This is a genomic window from Borrelia sp. HM (assembly GCF_019669085.1).
Lineage (GTDB): Bacteria > Spirochaetota > Spirochaetia > Borreliales > Borreliaceae > Borrelia.
In genome coordinates this window covers 284,015-303,712 of sequence record NZ_AP024401.1, presented here as the reverse complement: position 1 = coordinate 303,712, position 19,698 = coordinate 284,015, and the positions used below count along the sequence as shown (strand labels likewise).

The 19,698-nt window shown below is 29.2% G+C and carries 21 protein-coding genes and 1 pseudogene; 20 read left to right on the top strand and 2 right to left on the bottom strand.

Annotated elements, in window-relative coordinates:
• Window positions 1–8 precede the first annotated feature (8 nt).
• The 19 genes and pseudogenes from K5563_RS01425 to K5563_RS01335 all read left to right on the top strand — a co-directional run bounded on the left by K5563_RS01425 (window position 9) and on the right by K5563_RS01335 (window position 16,332).
• Entirely contained in the window at window positions 9–230 is a 222-nt protein-coding gene (locus K5563_RS01425; protein ID WP_221037231.1) for a flagellar FlbD family protein, read from the top strand.
• A complete protein-coding gene (locus K5563_RS01420) occupies window positions 227–1,012 on the top strand; it encodes a motility protein A (RefSeq protein ID WP_221037230.1) in 786 nt (261 codons plus the stop codon). The genes K5563_RS01425 and K5563_RS01420 overlap by 4 nt, the downstream gene beginning before the upstream one ends.
• Window positions 1,012–1,800: a flagellar motor protein MotB gene (gene motB, locus K5563_RS01415; RefSeq protein ID WP_221037229.1), complete on the top strand. Its 789-nt coding sequence runs from the start codon at window positions 1,012–1,014 to the stop codon at window positions 1,798–1,800. Before K5563_RS01420 ends, motB begins: the two co-directional genes overlap by 1 nt.
• A 48-nt stretch (window positions 1,801–1,848) precedes the next feature.
• Window positions 1,849–2,382 (top strand): flagellar basal body-associated protein FliL, encoded by a 534-nt coding sequence (locus K5563_RS01410; RefSeq protein ID WP_221037228.1) that lies wholly within the window; start codon window positions 1,849–1,851, stop codon window positions 2,380–2,382.
• Between the two features lie 19 nt (window positions 2,383–2,401).
• Entirely contained in the window at window positions 2,402–3,460 is a 1,059-nt protein-coding gene (gene fliM, locus K5563_RS01405) for a flagellar motor switch protein FliM (protein WP_221037227.1), read from the top strand.
• Window positions 3,461–3,512: 52 nt separating this feature from the next.
• On the top strand, window positions 3,513–3,857 hold the full coding sequence (gene fliN, locus K5563_RS01400; protein WP_221037226.1) for a flagellar motor switch protein FliN: 345 nt from the start codon (window positions 3,513–3,515) through the stop codon (window positions 3,855–3,857).
• Window positions 3,850–4,488 (top strand): flagellar biosynthesis protein FliZ, encoded by a 639-nt coding sequence (locus K5563_RS01395; RefSeq protein WP_221037225.1) that lies wholly within the window; start codon window positions 3,850–3,852, stop codon window positions 4,486–4,488. The genes fliN and K5563_RS01395 overlap by 8 nt, the downstream gene beginning before the upstream one ends.
• A 9-nt stretch (window positions 4,489–4,497) precedes the next feature.
• Entirely contained in the window at window positions 4,498–5,265 is a 768-nt protein-coding gene (fliP, locus tag K5563_RS01390) for a flagellar type III secretion system pore protein FliP (protein ID WP_221037224.1), read from the top strand.
• Between the two features lie 8 nt (window positions 5,266–5,273).
• Entirely contained in the window at window positions 5,274–5,537 is a 264-nt protein-coding gene (fliQ, locus tag K5563_RS01385; RefSeq protein WP_221037223.1) for a flagellar biosynthesis protein FliQ, read from the top strand.
• A 3-nt stretch (window positions 5,538–5,540) separates the two neighbouring features.
• On the top strand, window positions 5,541–6,329 hold the full coding sequence (gene fliR / locus K5563_RS01380) for a flagellar biosynthetic protein FliR (protein WP_221037222.1): 789 nt from the start codon (window positions 5,541–5,543) through the stop codon (window positions 6,327–6,329).
• Window positions 6,326–7,441 (top strand): flagellar biosynthesis protein FlhB, encoded by a 1,116-nt coding sequence (gene flhB, locus K5563_RS01375; RefSeq protein ID WP_221037221.1) that lies wholly within the window; start codon window positions 6,326–6,328, stop codon window positions 7,439–7,441. Before fliR ends, flhB begins: the two co-directional genes overlap by 4 nt.
• A gap of 14 nt (window positions 7,442–7,455) precedes the next feature.
• The gene (gene flhA, locus K5563_RS01370; protein ID WP_221037220.1) at window positions 7,456–9,546 is read left to right on the top strand and encodes a flagellar biosynthesis protein FlhA; all 2,091 of its coding nucleotides are present in this window, start codon (window positions 7,456–7,458) and stop codon (window positions 9,544–9,546) included.
• 2 nt (window positions 9,547–9,548) lie between these two features.
• Window positions 9,549–10,715, top strand: coding sequence for a flagellar biosynthesis protein FlhF (gene flhF, locus K5563_RS01365; protein WP_221037219.1), 1,167 nt, complete (start codon window positions 9,549–9,551; stop codon window positions 10,713–10,715).
• 12 nt (window positions 10,716–10,727) lie between these two features.
• Window positions 10,728–11,615 (top strand): MinD/ParA family protein, encoded by an 888-nt coding sequence (locus K5563_RS01360; RefSeq protein WP_221037218.1) that lies wholly within the window; start codon window positions 10,728–10,730, stop codon window positions 11,613–11,615.
• An 8-nt stretch (window positions 11,616–11,623) separates the two neighbouring features.
• The gene (locus K5563_RS01355; RefSeq protein WP_221037217.1) at window positions 11,624–12,109 is read left to right on the top strand and encodes a hypothetical protein; all 486 of its coding nucleotides are present in this window, start codon (window positions 11,624–11,626) and stop codon (window positions 12,107–12,109) included.
• Window positions 12,110–12,123: 14 nt separating this feature from the next.
• The gene (locus K5563_RS01350; RefSeq protein ID WP_221037744.1) at window positions 12,124–14,016 is read left to right on the top strand and encodes a FapA family protein; all 1,893 of its coding nucleotides are present in this window, start codon (window positions 12,124–12,126) and stop codon (window positions 14,014–14,016) included.
• Window positions 14,017–14,045: 29 nt separating this feature from the next.
• On the top strand, window positions 14,046–14,357 hold the full coding sequence (locus K5563_RS01345) for a hypothetical protein (RefSeq protein ID WP_221037216.1): 312 nt from the start codon (window positions 14,046–14,048) through the stop codon (window positions 14,355–14,357).
• Window positions 14,358–14,377: 20 nt separating this feature from the next.
• Window positions 14,378–14,933: pseudogene (locus K5563_RS01340) on the top strand (hypothetical protein).
• On the top strand, window positions 14,875–16,332 hold the full coding sequence (locus K5563_RS01335; RefSeq protein WP_221037214.1) for an Hsp70 family protein: 1,458 nt from the start codon (window positions 14,875–14,877) through the stop codon (window positions 16,330–16,332). Before K5563_RS01340 ends, K5563_RS01335 begins: the two are co-directional and overlap by 59 nt.
• 68 nt (window positions 16,333–16,400) lie before the next feature.
• Here K5563_RS01335 and lepB read toward each other — a convergent pair whose 3' ends face one another.
• Window positions 16,401–16,910 (bottom strand): signal peptidase I, encoded by a 510-nt coding sequence (gene lepB, locus K5563_RS01330; RefSeq protein WP_221037213.1) that lies wholly within the window; start codon window positions 16,908–16,910, stop codon window positions 16,401–16,403.
• 56 nt (window positions 16,911–16,966) lie between these two features.
• Between lepB and K5563_RS01325 the strand changes: the two genes are divergently transcribed.
• The gene (locus K5563_RS01325; RefSeq protein ID WP_221037212.1) at window positions 16,967–18,226 is read left to right on the top strand and encodes a M23 family metallopeptidase; all 1,260 of its coding nucleotides are present in this window, start codon (window positions 16,967–16,969) and stop codon (window positions 18,224–18,226) included.
• Window positions 18,227–18,229: 3 nt separating this feature from the next.
• Here K5563_RS01325 and K5563_RS01320 read toward each other — a convergent pair whose 3' ends face one another.
• The gene (locus K5563_RS01320; RefSeq protein WP_221037211.1) at window positions 18,230–19,600 is read right to left on the bottom strand and encodes a hypothetical protein; all 1,371 of its coding nucleotides are present in this window, start codon (window positions 19,598–19,600) and stop codon (window positions 18,230–18,232) included.
• Window positions 19,601–19,698: the final 98 nt, after the last annotated feature.

Genomic DNA, 19,698 nt, shown 5'->3' with positions numbered 1-19,698 from the left:
TTTAATTTATGATTTATGTAACTAAACTTAATGGCAATGGATATTATTTAAATCCTTGTCATATTGAGAGCATTGAGGCTAATCCTGATACTACAATTCTTCTTATGAATGGTAAAAAGTTGATTGTAAAAGAAGATATAGTAGAGATAGTAAATAAAATCAGGATACATAGGAGAGAGATTAATTTGTTAGACAGAGTTACACAAGCGGATAAGGGAGTTGGGCTATGAATTTGGCTAGTATAATTGGATGGGGAGTTGGATTTGGTGCTATTTTAATTTCTATGGCATTTACTCCTATAGGCTTGGGAGTTTATTGGGATTTGAGTTCTGTGTTTATTACAGTTGTTGGTTCTTTTTCTGCACTTATAGCTTCCTCAGAAATTTCCACTATTAAAAGAATTCCTACATATTTGGGATTTTTCTTTAGAAAAAGTTCTTTTGATAAAATGCCTATTATAAAGACCTTAGTGGAGCTTTCAGAAAAAGCTAGGAAAGAAGGTCTTTTGTCTCTTGATGATGAACTTGATCAAATCAATGATGCCTTTTTTAAGTCTGGCATGAGACTTGTGGTTGATGGTGCTGATCCCGAGATAATTCGAACAATGCTTTATCTTGAACTTGATCAAATGCAAGAGAGACATAAAATTGGTTCTAATCTTTTTGGAACTTGGGCAAAACTTGCCCCTGCTTTTGGGATGACAGGTACACTTATTGGGCTTATAGCTCTTCTTGGAAATCTGGAAGACAAATCTGCACTTGGCTCTTCTATGGCTGTTGCTCTGATTACAACTCTTTATGGTACAATAATGGCAAATTTGATGTTTTATCCTATTCAAATTAAATTAGAATCTATAGATCTTGAGGAAGCGTCAGTTAGAACTATGATAGTTGAGGGTATTTTATCAATTCAGGCAGGCGATAATCCTAGAATTTTAGAACAAAAACTGGTGACATTTTTAAGTTCTAAAGATAGGGGTCATCTTGGTGGAAATATCCTTGGGGGTGAATAATGGTATTTAGAGCTAGAAAAAAGAAGCATACAAAATGTGAAGAAGGTGTTCCTGAATACATGTTGACATATGGAGATATGGTAACTTTATTGCTTGTTTTTTTTGTTACTATGTTTTCATTAAATGATATTCTTTTTCAAGAAAATGTATTGAAAATAGTGTCAGCATCATTTACAGGTTCTGGGGTTTTTAGGGGAGGTAAAACATTAGATATTAATAGACTTTCTTATTTGAGTAATAATTTTTTATCTTTACCTTCTACTGAGAAGAATAAACAAGCATCTCAGGCATCTAAAAACAAGGCCATTATTGAGTTTATTGAAAAAATTCAATCTAATAAAGTTGTTGTCAAACAACATGAACGAGGTGTTGTTGTGTCTCTTTTAGCTGATGCTTTTTTTGATTCAGCTAGTGCTGAGGTTAAACTTGATAATAACAGAGAAACTATACAAAATATAGCTTCTTTTATTGGGTTTTTGGATAATCAAGGGTATAATTTTAAAATTGAGGGACATACAGATAATGTTGATGTTGATATGAATGGAATTTGGAAGAGTAATTGGGAGCTTTCATCTGCAAGAGCAGTAAATATGTTAGAGCAGATTTTAAATTATACTGACCATTCTAAATTAAAAAGTATTGAGAGTAAATTTGAGGTGTCTGGATTTTCAGGCAGTAGGCCAGTTGCTACAGATGATACTCCTGAGGGCAGGGCCTATAATAGGAGAATAGATATTTTAATTACTAGTGACGCTTCTTTGAGTTCTGCTAAAAGTATTAAACAGTAAGTAATATTTTAGCAATTAAAGAAGAGAAAATTTATAGGAGGTAATAATATGCCTGATGAAGACGACGGTAGCATTGATGTAGGTGTTGCTAATAATAAGAGAGTGAAATTACTACCTGATATTATAATAAAGATTTTACAAATTTTAGCAGTAGGGTTGTTTACTGTTGTTATTATGATAATAGTTTCTTATTTCGTTTCTAAAATAGTAGTAAGTCAAAGTGAGACGCCTAATAATTTTCCAATTTTTTCTAATGAGTATTTAGGAAAACCACCTATGCTTATATGGTATGAAAGCATAGATGAAATTAGAGGGACTACTCAGGATAATCCTCCAAAAGCTTTTGTAATAAAACTTGCTTTAGGTTATGCTGAGAGTAATGTCAATATTTTAAATGAACTTGGAAGACAAAAAGTGCGCTTAAAAGATGTTATTAGAGAATATTTTAGTCAAAGAACAGGGCAAGAGATAAAAAATGAAAGTCAGATTAAAGCTGAGATTAAGGCTAGAATTAATAGTATTCTTAGAAATGGTGAAATAGAAGAGATAGCTTTGACTCAAATTGATATTTTTGATATGTGATTTTTAAAAGGAATTTGAAATGGCAGTTAATCCAGGAGCATTATCACAAGATGATATAGATAATCTTTTAGAATCTATTAATTCATCTGATAATCTATCATCAGATGATTCGCTTTCTAATATTATATCTAGTCCTATGGGTAAAAAGCAGAAAGTTAAAGTTTATGATTTTAAAAGACCAGACAAATTCTCAAAAGAGCAAGTAAGAACAGTATCAAGTTTTCATGAGGCATTTGCAAGATATACCACGACATCTCTCTCGGCACTTTTGAGAAAGATGGTTCATGTGCATGTAGCCTCAGTTGATCAGTTGACTTATGAGGAGTTTATCAGATCTATTCCAAATCCTACTACTCTTGCAATAATTAACATGGATCCTCTTAAGGGTTCTGCTATATTTGAAGTTGATCCAACCATTGCATTTGCAATAGTGGATAGACTTTTTGGAGGAGATGGAGATACCATTAAGGATAAGAGTAGAGATTTAACAGAAATAGAGCAATCTGTAATGGAGAGTGTTATTATTCGTATATTGGCTAATATGAGAGAAGCTTGGTCTCAAGTAGTTGATCTTAGACCTCGTTTTGGGCATATAGAAGTTAATCCTCAATTTGCTCAGATAGTCCCTCCAACAGAAATGGTTATTTTGGTAACTCTTGAAGTTAAAATAGGTAAGGTTGAAGGACTTATGAATTTTTGTTTGCCTTATATCACAATAGAGCCTATTGTATCTAAGCTTTCAACAAGGTATTGGCATTCTTTAATTGGTGTGGGCACTACTAGTGAAAATCTTGATGTATTAAGAGAAAAGCTTGAGAATACAGATATGCTTTTAGTGGCTGAAATAGGTGGGATTAAATTAAAGGTAAAAGAGATATTATCCTTAGAAAAAGGTGATGTTCTTAGTCTTGAAAATTCTCCAATAAATAAGGATTTAACCTTGAGAGTAGGAACTAAAGAGAAATTTAAATGTAGGATGGGCCTTGTTGGCAATAAGATTTCTGTTCAGATCACAGAAAAAGTTGGCGAAATAGAGGATTTCGATTTATTAAAAGAACTAACAGAAGAAGTTGAATAGTTTGCTAAAAGTTTAAATGTGTTGAATAAGTGTTTAGTAAAGAGGTGAATTAATGGCTGTAGATGATAATATTGGTATCGGTGAAGAAAAACCTGAGATAAAGGGTGTTAAACTTCCCGATTTAATTGATACTTTGCCTGAGGGTGTTGATCCTAGTAATTTTGGTCTTTTGATGGATGTTTCCATGCAAGTTACTGTTGAACTTGGAAGGACTGAACGTAAAATTAAAGATATACTTGGCATGTCTGAGGGAACGATTATTACACTTGATAAGCTTGCTGGAGAGCCAGTGGATATTTTAGTCAATAGTAAAATAGTTGCTAAAGGAGAGGTTGTTGTAATTGATGAAAATTTTGGTGTTAGAATTACCGAGATAATTAAAATTAAAAATGAGTAGCTTAACTTTATTTAAATTTTTCTTTTTTTTTATGTTAATTATTTTTGGAAATTTGCTTGCACAGGAAAATAAAGTTGATTTAGGTATTATTGCTTCTAATTTGGAGAATGAAGTAGATTTACCAATATTTGGAGATAATGATACGGATTTAAATAGTAAGGATTTGTCAAGTTTATCTTTTTTTAATATTACAGATTTAGTCACTTTATTTTTGTTTTTTCTTTTTTTCCTTATTTGTGTTTTTTTGTGTAAAAAAATGATTATAAATTATAAAAAAACTAAAAATGATAGTAAATTAGATTTCATAAAAGAGATTGCTTTTTATGAAATAGATAATAAAAACTCTATAAGAATTATCAATATACTAGGTGTTATTTATATATTTTTAATTTCCAGTCATTCTTCTGTTTTGTTAAGGGAAATTAGACAAGGTGAAGGGTTAGAAAATTTAGATTTTGAACTTGATAAATCTAATAGTAGTAATACAAATTCTTTCAAATTAATTTTTAATAAAATATTGCGTAAGCATAATCAAGATGATTCATCACTTGATGAAACCGAATATGCAGAGTTAGAAAATGATATTGAAACTTCTTTAAAAAGTAAACAAGATAGATTAAAGAAGTTTTAGAGGTTAAGTTTGGGTAAAAAATTCAGTTTTTTCTTATTTTTTGGAGTTATTAATTTTTCATTTGCTCAAACCAAGTCTTTGCAACCTACTACTGGTCTAAACTTTCCGTTTATTGATTTTTTAAATTCTGATGGTAGTAATGGCATAATTTTCCCTTTGCAGCTTTTATTAATATTAACTGTAATAACGCTTTCTCCAGCTTTTTTGGTCTTGATGACTTCTTTTTTAAGGATAGCAATAGTATTAGATTTCATTAGGAGAGCATTATCACTTCAACAATCACCCCCAAACCAGGTAATAATGGGATTAGCTTTGTTTTTAACTCTTTTTACTATGTGGCCGACTTTTAATATAATATATAAAGATGCATATTTGCCCCTTAAAGATTCAAAAATAGATTTTAATCAATTTTATGATAAAGGAATTGCTCCCCTTCGAAATTTTATGTATAGGCAAATGTCTAATAGCAAACATGAAGAGATTAAATTATTTATGAAAATTAGTAATTATTCTAGGCCTAAAAATTTTAGTGAGGTTCCAACCCATGTTCTTATTGCATCTTTTATTTTGCATGAACTAAAAGTTGCTTTTAAAATGGGTATTTTGATATTTTTGCCTTTTATAGTTATAGATATTATTGTATCTGCAGTTCTAATGGCAATGGGTATGATAATGTTGCCGCCTGTAATGATATCTTTGCCATTTAAGCTTATTCTTTTTGTAATGGTAGATGGATGGACTTTAATTACTAGTGGACTTGTTAAAAGTTTCATGTGAGGATTTAAGTGACAACAGGGCAGATTATTTATCTAATTAGACTTTCTATTGAAAATATTATTATTTTATCAGCTCCAATGTTAATTACAGCATTAATAATTGGTCTTTTAATTTCTATTTTTCAAGCTATTACTTCGATTCAAGATCAAACGCTTAGTTTTATTCCCAAAATTATTGTAATACTTTTAACACTTGTCATATTTGGTCCTTGGATTTTAAAAAAGCTTATGCAGTTTGCTTTTATACTTTTTAGTCAAATACAAAATATATAACCTATGGATATGAATTTTTTAGTTTTAAAATCTTTTATAATTTTACCTGTATTTATTAGAATTTTTCTTTTTTTAAGATTTTCACCTTTTTTTTCAACTATAAGAATTGGTTATTTAAATTTTTTCTTTTCTTTAATTATATCTCTCCTTGTTGTAAACAAGATTAATATTGTTTATCCTTTAAATAATTTAATTGCATTTACGTTAATATTAGTAGGAGAGGCAATTTTGGGTCTTATTCAGGCTTTCTTTATAAACGTAATTTTTAGTGTATTTCATTTGCTTGGATTTTTTTTCTCAAATCAGATGGGTCTTGCTTATGTAAATATTTTTGATGTCTTTTCAGAAGAAGATAATTTGGTAATATCTCAAATATTTACTTATCTTTTTTTACTTTTATTTTTATCAAATGAGTTTTTATTGCGTTTCTTTATGATTGGAGTGCATGATTCTATTTTAAATGTTAGAGTCGAAAATATCGTTAATATAAAAAGTTATGAATTTGTTAAGTTAATATTTTATTCTTTTACTATTCTTTTTGAAAAATCTTTAGTAATTTCGCTTCCAATATTGGGGGTCCTTTTACTTTTATATCTCATTTTAGGAATACTTTCAAAAACTTCTCCTCAGATTAATTTGTTAATGATTAGCTTTGCAATTTCCTTGGGATTAGGATTAATTGTTTTATATATTGGTTTTCCAAGTTTAGTAATATCTATTAAAGGAGTAATTGAACTAGCTTTAGGAGCGCTTAAGGATGCTTTAAATTTATTTTCTGGAAGTTTAGAATGAACAACAGAAATGAATTATTAAATAAAAGTTGGTATATACCTCTTAATTTTTTTTCCTCAGATGATGAGGGACGCACTGAACTTCCTACTGAACAGAAAAAGCAGAAGGCAAGGAAAGAAGGTCATGTATTAAGATCAACAGAGATTAATTCAGCTGTTACTCTTTTGATATTATTTGCTGTATTTTTTTTTATGTTATCTTATTTTTCTAAGGAATTAGTGAGTGTTTTTAAATGGCAATCTAGCAAGCTTCCAGAAATAATGTCAATTAGTATTTATTCATTGAGTTTTGCATATCTTAGACCAATGTTTGGATATTTAGTTATATTTCTTTTGATATCATTTATAGTCAATTTTTTAATTAATGTTATTCAGGTTGGTTTTTTTATTACCTTTAAGCCCATATCTCCTAATTGGAGTAAAGTGAATCCCAACTTTTCAAAGTGGATAAAAAATTCCTTTGGTTCATTAGATGCTTTTTTTAATTTGTTTAAAAGTTTATCAAAAGTTGTTATAATATCCTTCATATATTACATTATACTAAAAAGCAATATAGGTAAAATTTCAAGGATATCTGAATACAGTCTTGAATATGGTATTTCGGTTATATTAAGTCTTGCGTATAGGATATGTTTTTTTTCATTGATAGTTTTGATGGGCATTAGTATTTTAGATTATCTCTTTCAGAGAATTCGTTATATTGAAAATTTAAAAATGACAAAAGAAGAAATAAAAAGAGAGAGAAGAGGAATAGAAGGAGATCCTTTGCTTCGTTCTAGAATGCGGGAGAGAATGAGAAAAATTTTAAGTACTAACTTGAAGGTAGCAGTTCCTCAAGCAGATGTGGTAATTACAAATCCGGAGCATTTTGCCATTGCTATTAAGTGGGATAGTGATACTATGTTAGCACCAAAGGTGCTTGCAAAGGGGCAAGATCAAATTGCATTTTTAATTAAACATATTGCAAGAGAAAATAATATTCCTGTCATGGAAAATAAACCGCTTGCAAGAGATCTTTATGCTAATGTTGATGTTGATGAAGAAATACCAAGAGAATATTGGGAAATTGTTTCTAAAATTCTTGTTAAAGTATATTCTATTACTAAAATTTAATTAGAGGTTGAGTTTTGGATGCAAGTAAGAATCCTGTATTAGGATATTTAGGACTTAGTAATAAATCAGATTTAATAGTTTCAATTGGGTTAATATTTATTGTTGCTGGATTTATTTTGCCACTACCTGCATTTATTTTAGATGCTTTGATTGTAGTTAATTTAGTAGCAAGTCTTTTAATTATTCTAATTGTTCTTTATTCAAAGAGATCACTTGATTTTTCAATTTTTCCAACACTTTTACTCATTATGACTATTTTTGGTCTTGTTTTAAATGTTTCTTCTACTAGATTAATTTTAACAAAGGGAATGAATTTTGATGGTCAAATGATACGGGCTTTTGGAACATTTGTTGTTGGAAGTTCTGGGTCTCAGGGTCTTTTTGTTGGGTTTATAATATTTTTTATTATCATTGCAGTTCAATTTATTGTTATCACTAAGGGTGCTACAAGGGTTGCTGAGGTAGCTGCTCGTTTTGCGCTTGATGCTCTTCCTGGAAAACAGATGGCTATTGATTCTGCTTATAGTTCTGGACATTTAACAGAAGAGGAGGCAACAAAGCAGAAAAGTGATTTGCAAGCTGAGGTAAATTTTTATGGGGCTATGGATGGTGCTTCTAAATTTGTTTCAGGAAATGTAAAGGTTGGATTTTTAATAACATTTATAAATATTGTTGGAGGACTTATAATAGGAATGACCCTTCAAGGGCTTAGTCTTAATGATGCACTAAGTAATTATGTATCTTTAACTGTTGGAGATGGACTTGTTTCTCAACTCCCAGCTCTTTTAATTTCAACGGCTACAGGACTTATTGTAACTAGATCAATATCAAAGGATAGTTTTGGAGTAGAGATTACTAAGCAGTTTACTTCTTATATAGGGGTTTATTGGATTGTATCTGGGTTTTTGTTATTTTTGGCATTTCTTCCAGGGTTTCCTACATTTATACTCATTATTTTGAGTTTTTTAATATCTTTTTTAGCTTATTCACTTTCTAATTCGGCTAGAAATAATGAACTTCATGAAAAACAAATGGCAGAAAAAGAGCAAGTATCAAGTTATGCTGATAAGGAAATCGCTCCTGTAGTTCCATTAGATCCATTGTCTTTAGAAATTGGATATAATCTTGTTCCACTAGTTGATGATTCAAAAACATCAGAACTTCTTGATCGTATTGTTAAAATACGTCGTGAGATTGCTCTTGAATTTGGAATTGTTGTTCCTAAAATTAGAATAGTGGATAATATGAGGCTTGAACCAAATGAATATTCATTTAAACTTAGAGGAGTGGAGATTGGACATGGAGAAATTAAGTTGGGTAAGTTTTTAGTTATAAATGTGGGTTCTGATTCTAGTATTGAAGGAGAACTTACAAAAGATCCCTCATTTGGGCTTCCATCTCTTTGGGTAAATGACAATGGGAGAGAGATAGCTGAAAAATTAGGTTATACTGTAGTTGATCCACCTTCAATTATTGCTACTCATATGACAGAACTAATTAAGAGGCATTCTTATGAAATTTTAACGCGTCAAGATGTTCAAAATATTCTTGATATTTTTAAAAAGGATTATGGAGCTATTGTTGAAGAAGTGTTAAAAGATTTTTCAGTTGGAGAGATTCAAAGAGTTCTACAAGGTCTTTTAAAAGAGCAAGTTTCAATACGTAATTTGGTTACAATTTTTGAAGCGATAGCAGACTTTACAAGTGTTACTAAAAACACATTCTTTTTGATTGAAAAATGTAGACAGGCAATTGGAAGACAAATAGTTAGTGGATATTTAGATTCTAATTTAGAACTTAATGTAATAACAATAAATCCATATTTTGAGCAGAAAATAATTGATTCACGATTTGAAGCGAATAATGATCTTGTAAGTTCTCTTGATGCAAATTTGAGAACTAAATTTATTTATGAACTTTTTAAATTTGTAAGTGAGGTTCAATCACAAGGGTATTATCCTGTCATACTGTCTAGCGAATCTGCAAGGCCTTTAATAAAGGTTTTAACAAATAGAGAGCTTTCAGATATTGTTGTTATATCTGTTTTAGAGGTTCCAAGAAATGTTAAAGTTAATGTGCTTAAAACGGTAGAGGTTGAAGAGTAGTTATGGTACAGTATTTTACAGAAAGAGGTTCAACTTACAATGAGGTGATAGAAACTGTTAAAAAAAAGTATGGAAAAAATGCTAGAGTGATGACCTATAAAACTGTAGCTCATGGGGGCATCTTTGGCTTGTTTACTAGAGATTGGATTGAGGTTTCAGGTTATGTTAGATATGATGTTTATCAACAGCAAATAAATGTTGAAGAAGAAAAGCGTAAGATTCTTCAAAGTATTAAAAAAGAAGGAAGTTCTTCAATTGAAGATGTAATTAAGGAAGTTAAATCACTTAAAAATGAGCTTGCCAATAAAAAAGAGGAAGTTAATCATCCAACAATTTTAAAAATAGAAGATATTTTGCGCAATAATGATTTTTCTGAAAGTTATATTAGAGATATTAATGATTTTATTAAAAAAGAATTTAGTTTATCAGATCTTGATGATTATGATAAAGTGAAAGACAGTGTTATAATATACATTGCTAAAACTATTAAATGTTCAGGAACTCTTATTGATAATCTTAAGAAAAGAATTTTTATTTTAGTTGGACCAACAGGTGTTGGAAAGACTACCACTATTGCAAAGCTTGCAGCAATTTATGGCATTAATAGTGATCCTGAAAGTTTAAACATTAAGATTATCACCATTGATAATTATCGTATAGGAGCTAAAAAGCAAATCCAGACGTATGGTGATATTATGGGTATTCCTGTAAAGGCAGTTGAATCTTTTAAAGACTTAAAAGAAGAAATTACGAATTCAAGAGATTTTGATCTTGTTCTTATTGATACTATTGGTAAGAGTCCTAAAGATTTTATGAAGCTTGCTGAGATGAAGGAACTTCTGAGTGCTTGTGGTCGTGATGCTGAATTTCATTTAGCCGTGAGTTCTACTACAAAGACATCAGATATTAAAGAAATATTTCATCAATTTGCCCCCTTTAATTATAAGACTGTGATTTTTACTAAGTTAGATGAGACAACATGTGTTGGTAACTTGATAAGTTTAATTTATGAGATGAGAAAAGAAGTGTCTTATGTCACTGATGGACAAATTGTTCCTCATAATATTAGTATTGCAGAACCCCTTACCTTTATCAAGAAGATAAATGGATATAGAATAAATGACGATGTTGAGTTTATTCGCAAGCTAAGAAGTAAATCTTATTATTAAGGATAATATATAATGGAAGATCAGGCTCAAAGTTTACGTGATATTATGAGATTGAGTAATAAGGCTAATTTTACTGTTGATGATAAAATTCAAAATAGTAAAACAAGGTTTATTGCTGTTACTAGTGGTAAGGGTGGTGTGGGTAAAAGTAACATTGCTGTAGGTATTGCTCTTAAGTATTCAAGTCTTGGTAAAAAGGTTTTAGTTTTTGATGCTGATATTGGAATGGCTAACATCAATATTTTGCTTGGAGTTATTCCAAAGTACAGTATTTATCACATGATTATGCAAGGCCGAGATATTAAGGATGTAATAACAAAGACAGAATATAATATTGATCTCTTAGCTGGTGCTTCAGGAACAACAGAACTTTTGGATTTATCAGAGGCTGAGATGAATCAGTTTATAAAAGAGTTATTAAAAGTTTATGAATATGATATAGTGATCATAGATACTAGTGCTGGCATTTCAAGACAGGTTATTTCATTCTTATTTTCTAGTGATGATGTAGTGATTGTTACAACTCCAGAACCTACGTCTATAACTGATGCTTATGGTATAATTAAGGTTTTATCTCATCGAATGGAAAATTTAAAAAATTTAAGGCTTGTTGTAAATAGAGTTGCCAATGTAAGTGAGGGCAAAGTAGTGGCTAAAAAGGTTATCGATATATCAAGTCAATTTTTGAATTTAAATATAGATTATTTAGGCTACATTTATGAGGATCAAAATATTAAGAATTCTGTTTTTAAACAGAGACCTTTTATTTTATTAAATCCTAATAGCAAGGCTAGTTATTGTTTGGATTCTATTGTGGCTACCCTTGAAGAGATTAAACTTGATAATAAAAGAAGAAGGGGTGTAATAGGATTTATATCTAAATTTTTCGGGATGGAGTAGTAGGTAATATGTTATTGAATAAGTTAAACAAATATGTTTTATTGTTTAGTACGTTTGCATTTATTCTTTCAGTTTTGCTTGGCATTCTTGCTCGTGTTACTTTTATTGCAATATTGTTTAGGGCACTTTTTTTGTTTATTGTTTTTTTTTGTATTGGGCTTTTGCTTGATTTTATATATAAAAAGCATTTTTATAATCTTTTTCAAAGTGATAGTTTAGGTGATGATACTACTAAGAAAGATTTTAATGAAGATATACACTATAAGCCTAAATCAGATAGTATGCATACTTTTTCTGAGGATGTTTCTTTTAATAATGTAAATGATTGTGATGACAATATAAAATTTGCTAAAGAATTGAGTACATTTGATAGAGATATTCAAACAAGTAAATTGAAAGGTGGATTATCAAATCAGGTTTCATATATTGAAAAGACTGATCCAAAAATTGTTGCCGAGACTATCAAAATTTTAATTAATGATAAAGAGGAATGATTATGAGTAGTATCATGGTTGATCTTTCTGAGTTTAGGAGTAAAATTAAACACTATTTAGAAAAAGAGAGGAATGTTAATTTAATAGAATTAGAGGCAGATACTCTTGAGGAAGCTTTAAATGATGCTTCTTTAGAACTATCGATTCCTTATAAAGACTTGGATTATGAGATTTTAGTAAGGGGTAGTGACGGGATATTTGGATATGGTAAGAAAAAATGGAAAATAGCTGCTTATAAGAATTCTTATACAAAATTTGGTATTTTCAATGTTTTAAGCTCGCAGGATAAATCTGAGGAAGTTGTCTTGCAGGATGGTAAATTTTTTATCAAAAGAACTACAAGGGGAGTATTTTTAAAAGTTACTGGTGCTCAAGGAGATGGAAGTGTTGTGAATCTTAAAGACGTAATGGATAAACTTGAGTCATATAATAATATTAAAGATTTAGATAGAGAGATTGTTAGAGTTGTAGTTAATCGTGCTAGTGGTACTTATGAACAAGTGGCTATTTTTGAGGCTGATCTTTCTGAGAGTGTAACTATGATGGTTCATATATCAGAAGATTCAATGTCAGTAACTATTGAGTTTACTGCTCCTGGACCTAATGGTGCTGAAATTTTAGAAAAAGATATTTATAATATTCTCAAAAAATATGGAATATCAGATAAAGCATTTCTTAAAGATAAAATAAAAGAGTTTGTAGATTGTCCATTTTATGGTGAACCAGTTGAGATGGCAAGGGGAGTTTACCCTGTTAGAGGGAGAGATTCTTATATTAATTTTATTGCTAGGAGTAAATATTTAGGTTCATATGGTTCTCCAGAAAGTGAGTTGAGAAACGTTGAACAAGGAGAGGAACTGGCAGAGATTATTCCCTTATCAAAGGGTGTTGATGGATACACTGTATTTGGAAAAATATTGCCAGCAGATAGTGGTCGTGAATTAGAGCTGATTTTGGGAGAGAATACTTTAAGAGAAGGAAATAAGATTGTTTCAGGATGTAATGGGTATATATCTATTATAAATGGTGTGATTTCTGTACATGATGTTTATATCATTGAAGGGGATGTTGGTCCTGCTACTGGGAATATAGTAAATAATGGTATGGTTCTTGTTAAGGGAAGTGTTTTAGATGGATATAACATTATGGCTAAGAGTGGAATAGAAGTCAATGGACTTGTTGGTAGATGTAATTTATATACTGAGGGTTCTATTCTTCTTCGAAGTGGCGTTAATGGAAAGGGTGATGCAGAGATTTATGCAAAAAAATATATTAAGTCTAAGTTTTTAGAAAATGTTAATGTGCGATCTGAGGGTGATATTGAAGTTATAAGAGGAATTGTCAATTCTTATGTTTCTTCTCAAAAGAAAGTACTTTGCATTGGTAAAAAATCTAAGATAGTTGGTTCTTACATTAGTGCAAGAGAAGAGGTTAGAGCATATTCTATTGGTTCTGAGGGTAATGCTGAAACTTCTCTTTGTCTTGGTTTTGATCCTGAAATAAAAGATTTGCTATTTAAACTTACTGAATATCTTGTAAAAATTGAGAAACGGTTAGAAGATTTGGTGAAAGATATTTTTTCTTTAAAGAAAAATATTGAACTTACAGTTGATAAAGCTGATAAGTCTATAAAAATTGATAGTTGTGAAGAACTTATTAATGAGAGAGATATTTTAGTTTTAGAAATAAAGATGGTGAAAGATAAGCAAGCAAGTTTACAAGTAAAGCTTGAAAATAGCAAGACTGATGGTAAAGTTTTTGTTGAATATATTGCTTATGCTGGGGTTAAGTTGCATATTAAGGATGCTTATTATGAACTTCCAAGAGATTATAGTAATATTACCTTTATAGAGGATGACAGCATCATTAAAATGATAGCTTATATTCCTTTTAAATCACATGAATAGATTGTTGTAGTTATTATAGGAGTTGCTTTATGGATGTTAATGATTCATTTTCGGTTGGGAAAATAATTTCACAGAGTGCTTTTCATGCTACTGAAATTTCAAATAAAGATTTAAGAGAAAAGAAGATAAGGGATGATAAAAATGTGAATGTTGATCAATACAAAAAAGAGCATGTTGATTCTTCAATAATTAGTATACAGCCAATTGATGAGCTTAAGGATGCTCAGCATGATTTTGTTACAGGGTCAAAGGCTAAGATTGATAAGGAAAGCTTATCTGATATATGTGATAATAATTTAAGTGACCCAAAAATTGGAAAAAACGTTGATATTGATCGATAGTTTAATATAGGACATTCTGTATGTTTGTTGTTTTTTGTTTTATTTTAATTATATTTGTTTTTGTATATTTTCATATTTATATTGGTTTAAAAATAAAGTCTAATAGCATACTTAGGAAGTTTAGAAGTGAGGTAGACAAGACTATTATTGAAATTAATCAAGCTACTGATAGGAATATAAATATTATTGAAATAAAAATTGAGAGTTTAAATAGGATTATTAAGGAAGTCGATGAAAGAATAGAAATACTTGATCAAAGATTGCTAGGATTTAATGCTAGTTCAATTTCAATGGGAAGTAATAATTTTAGTATGAAAGGTGATGTTAATACTTATAAAAGTAATTTAAATTATGCTATACCTACTATTGAGAAAAATATGCTTAAAGAAACATATGATATTCGTCAACAAGTTATTTCGCTTTATGAACAAGGAATGTCTTTAGAAGTTATTGCCAAAAAATTGAAATTGGATTTGGGTGAAATTGAGTTAATTGTTTCAATTCATAGAGGTAGTTAATGAAAAAATGGATAGGTATAGATCTTGGTACTACAAATACTGTAGCATCTTACTTTGATGTTAATTGTAGAATAATATTAAATGATAGGGGTGAAAGAATAACACCCTCTATCGTATCTTTTACAGATTCTGGTGTTATTGTTGGTAGTGTTGCGAAACATCAGATATTAGTAAATCCAGATAATACTTTTTATAATTTTAAGAGCAATATAGGTACCGAAATTTTTTATAAAGTAGGCGATAGTACATATAGAGCTGAGGATATTGCATCTTACTTACTTTTGCATGTGAAGATGAATGCTGAAAAGTTTTTAGGCACAGAGGTTTGTGATGTTGTAATAACTGTTCCTGCTTATTTTTCTGAAATTCAAAGAAGGGGCGTTATAGAAGCTGCAAGGCTTGCTGGATTAAAGTGTCAGGCAATACTTAATGAACCAACTTCAGCAGCTCTTTCTTATGCTTTTGAAAAACAAATAGATGGATTTTTTCTTGTTTATGACCTTGGTGGTGGAACTTTTGATGTTACTCTTTTAGAAAAACAGAATGATACTTATACTGTTCTTGCAATTAAAGGTGAAAATAGACTTGGCGGAAATAATTTTAATGAAGTTATAGAAAAGCAAGTTTTGGCTCATTTTAAAGAAGAATATCCAAATATCAATCTAGATGATATTGTTATTCTTGAGCAGATAAGAGATAGGATAGAAGAGGCTAAAAAAAATTTATCTATTATGGATGAAGTTAATATTATATTACCTTTTCTTGATGGAAAACATTTAAATTATAAGCTTAAAAGAGATGATTTTAATTTTATGATCAGTAAATTTATAGAACAAACCATTTGTCTTACTAATGAATGTATTGCTGATTCAGGAATTAAATCTAGTCTTATTTCAAAAATAATACTCTCAGGAGGTTCAACAAGAATCCCTTTAGTAAAAGAGAGATTAAATGAAATTTTTCCTAAAATTGAAGTTTTAGATTCATTAAATCAAGATGAAGTTGTTGCCAATGGAGCAGGCATTCATGCTTTTAGTATTTCAAGTAATAGTGCCCTTATTAGCTTTAAAGATGTGACGCCTTATTCTCTTGGTATTGAAACTTATAATGATGGGTTTTTTACATTAATTAAGAAAAATACTTTATTGCCAATTTGTGAAAAAAGAATATTTACAACAACTAACGATTATCAAGAAGAGATTGAGGTGCATGTACTTCAGGGTGAATATAATAATGCATCTTTAAATTATTCTATAGGTAGATTTTTCTTTAGTAGTATACAAAAAGCTTTAAAAGGCATTCCTAAGATAGAAATACTTTTTAGTTTGGATGAAAGTGGTATTTTAAGCGTTTCTGCCAAAGATTTAGATACTAATGCTTTTAAGTTAATTCAAATAAGGATGACAAGTGCTTCTAATAGTGATGTTCAAAAAGAAGGTATGATTGCTTCTTTATAAGATGTTAAACTTGATTGCATTATCTAATAATTTATTTTGATGTTTTTGATGTTTATTTATAAGATTTATTAAAGACAGTATATTATTTTTCCAATAATATTATTTATGTTGATAAATCCATATTTTCTTGAATCAATGGAAACTTGTCTATTTTCTCCTATTACTAAGTAGTATCCTTTTGGGATAGATTTACTTTGTAGGTTTTTTAGATGATTTTCATTTATATGAAAATTTGAGTTATGTATAGATATTACATTTTTTGCTAGATTTATAAATTTTTCTCCTGGTATAGCAAAAATTTTTTTGACAGATATTTTTTGGGATATCGGGTCTTTAATGAGTACCATTTCATTTTTTTTTGGAGTGTTCCATAATATGATATATGCACCTTTATTATTTGTTCTTAGTCCATAGGCTAGTTTGTTATTTATTATCCAATGTTTTTCTAAGATTATTGGTGACATTGAAGAACCTTTGACTAAATGGAAAGATATGAATACTTTGATGATTATAAGCATTAATATTAAAGCTAGTATCATAGGTGCTAATTTTTGTTTTATAAATTCTGGAATCTTCATTGATAGTGTTTTAATAAATTTAGGATTCTAGTGTATAGTGTATAATGAGGCATGCTATGATTATACCAAAAAAAGAACAGAATGTATTTAAAAGGAACAAAAATTTTTTATTTAATAAAGCTGTTGAGGGTAATTTTGAATCAAGAGATTTTCGTAATATTAATAAAGGTTATAATAGAAAAAAAAATAATCATTTTTTTTATTCTACAAAGAGTTTTAAAAAACTTTTTAGTGTAATAACATCCTTACTTTTAAATTTAGTTAGATTTAGAATTGTAAGCATTGATGGTTATAAGTATCGATCTTTTTATAATAATTCTGGACTTAAAACAATGAATGCTTGTGATATTAATCCAACTTATAATTTTATTTTTAAATTGAATGCGATAATTTTTGCTTTAATAATAATATTTTATTTGGATGTTTTTTCATATTATGGTTCTTATATTTTTCTCAATAAGCTTAGTTTCCCTAAGGATCATTTTATTGATACTTTTTTATACTATAGCGACCAAGACTTAGCTCAAATTAATAATTATCTATTTGGAGTAGATACGAATGATTATGAGACAACGCTAAGGAAACCTTTTATTTTAAAAGTGGTTGAACATGAAATTAAGCCGGGAGAAACACTTTCTCATATTGCTGCTAGGTATAACATAACAAGTGAGACTTTAATTTCTTATAATAATATTAAGGATGTAAGGAGTATTAAGCCCAATCTGATTATTAATGTGCCTAATATGAAGGGGATTCTTTATACTGTTGAGAAAAATGATTCTCTCTCATCTATTGCAAACAAATACAAAGTTTCCAAAGTAGATATTCTTGATGCTAATAATCTTGATAATGAAGTGCTACATTTAGGTCAAAAGTTATTTGTTCCAGGAGGAAGGATGTCTCGCACATTGCTTAGAAACGCCTTAGGAGAAACTTTTTTATTTCCAACCCAAGGAGTTATTACATCAAGTTATGGATATCGTCCTGATCCTTTTACTAAGACTATTAGTTTTCATAATGGAATTGATATTGCAAATGCAGCCAATACTCCCATTTTAGCAACAAAGGAAGGTGTTGTTGTAAAAGTTGGTTTTAATATTGGAGGATATGGAAAATATATTATTATCTCTCATAATAATGGTTTTCAAACGCTTTATGCTCATTTAGGTTCTTTTGCGGTTAAATCTGGACAAAGAGTATCAAGGGGACAAATAATAGGACGTATGGGAAGTACAGGATATAGCACAGGTAATCATTTACATTTCACCATTTTTAAGGATGGGAAAACTGGAAATCCTATGAAGTACCTTAGATAATTGCTATATATACTTTGATATATCCAATTTTTTTAGTATTTGCATTAATTTTTTACCTTCTACAATGTCAATTAATCTACCTTCAATAATTTGTTTGGCTTTATCAGAAAATGTAGCTGGTGCGATGCATAAGCCTTTTAATTTGTTTTCTTTGGTTTTTGCAACAAGATCTTTTAAGAATAATTCACCAAAATTTTTTTGATCTGTTCTAACAAATCTGACTATTAAATTTTCTTCCCATTGATTATTTGATAGTTGGAAGTTTATATCTATAAATTGTAAGTTTATTTCATTTATTTTTGTATATCTTATTTGAAACTTATTTTTGTAGAGCATAAGAATAATTTCATTAGCTAAGCTTTCAAATTTTTCTTGTGAGCTTTTGAGATATATTCTTAGTGCTAAATTTTCACTTAATCTTTTACTAAATTCAAGTTTTTCAGCAATTTTTGGATAGTTTGGATCAAGTCTTTCAACTTGAGTAAATGCTTCTGCTGCTTTTTTATAATTTTCAGATTCTATGTAAAGTTCTCCTAGTGTGCCAAATAATTTAATGGATATTTTAGGAGGTAAATCAGGTTTAATTTTAAGTATTTCTCTAACATTATTTTCTAGTTTTGCTAGATTATTATTTTTTGAATTAATATCAGCTTCAATTAGAAGAGATTCGTATGTCATTCCATCTCTATTTCTTATTTTTTTTGCTATTTCAAGTGCAAGTTGATCTTGATTTAGTTGAGCTAAAGACTGGGCATATATTAATAGAACATGTACATCATTTTGTATGTGCTTATTTATACTATTAAATATTCCAACAGCTTTATTATAGTTTCCTGTGTAAAATAGTGCTATTCCTATGTGTTTTAAGGCATCATAATTGTTTCTGTTCAATTTGTATATCTTTACAAGGTAATGGAGAGCTTCTTTGTAGTGTGCATTTTTTAGGAAGGCTACTCCAAGGTAATAATTTGCATCTACATCACCTTTTTTAATAAAATATGCTTTTTTAAGAAACTTTAATGCTTCTAGATTAAAATTTCTCTCAAGATTATAAACACCGTAGCTTAAGAAAGCTTTAAAAGAATCTATTTCTTGATTTGTAGGATTTTCTTCTATGAATTGGCATAGTTTTTTAGCATATTTAATGCCGTTTTCATAGTTTTTAGTAGAATAATAATAGTCATTTAGAGTTTGTAAAGCGTTTATTTCATTTGGATTTGCTTTTAATATATTTTCAGCTTTTTCTATTAATTTTTTTGTTCTATTATTTTTACCTTTATTTCTTGTTTTTGAGTTTACTATTGTTATTCTGAATAATAAAAATATTAAAGCAGATATCGCAATTGAGGAAAGTATTATTAATAATGGTAACACCCTAACATCTCCTAAAGATTTAATTCATATAACCTAAGTATTTTCTTTTAAATAAAAGCTACTTTTAAGTTGAATATAACATTAATTATATTATACTA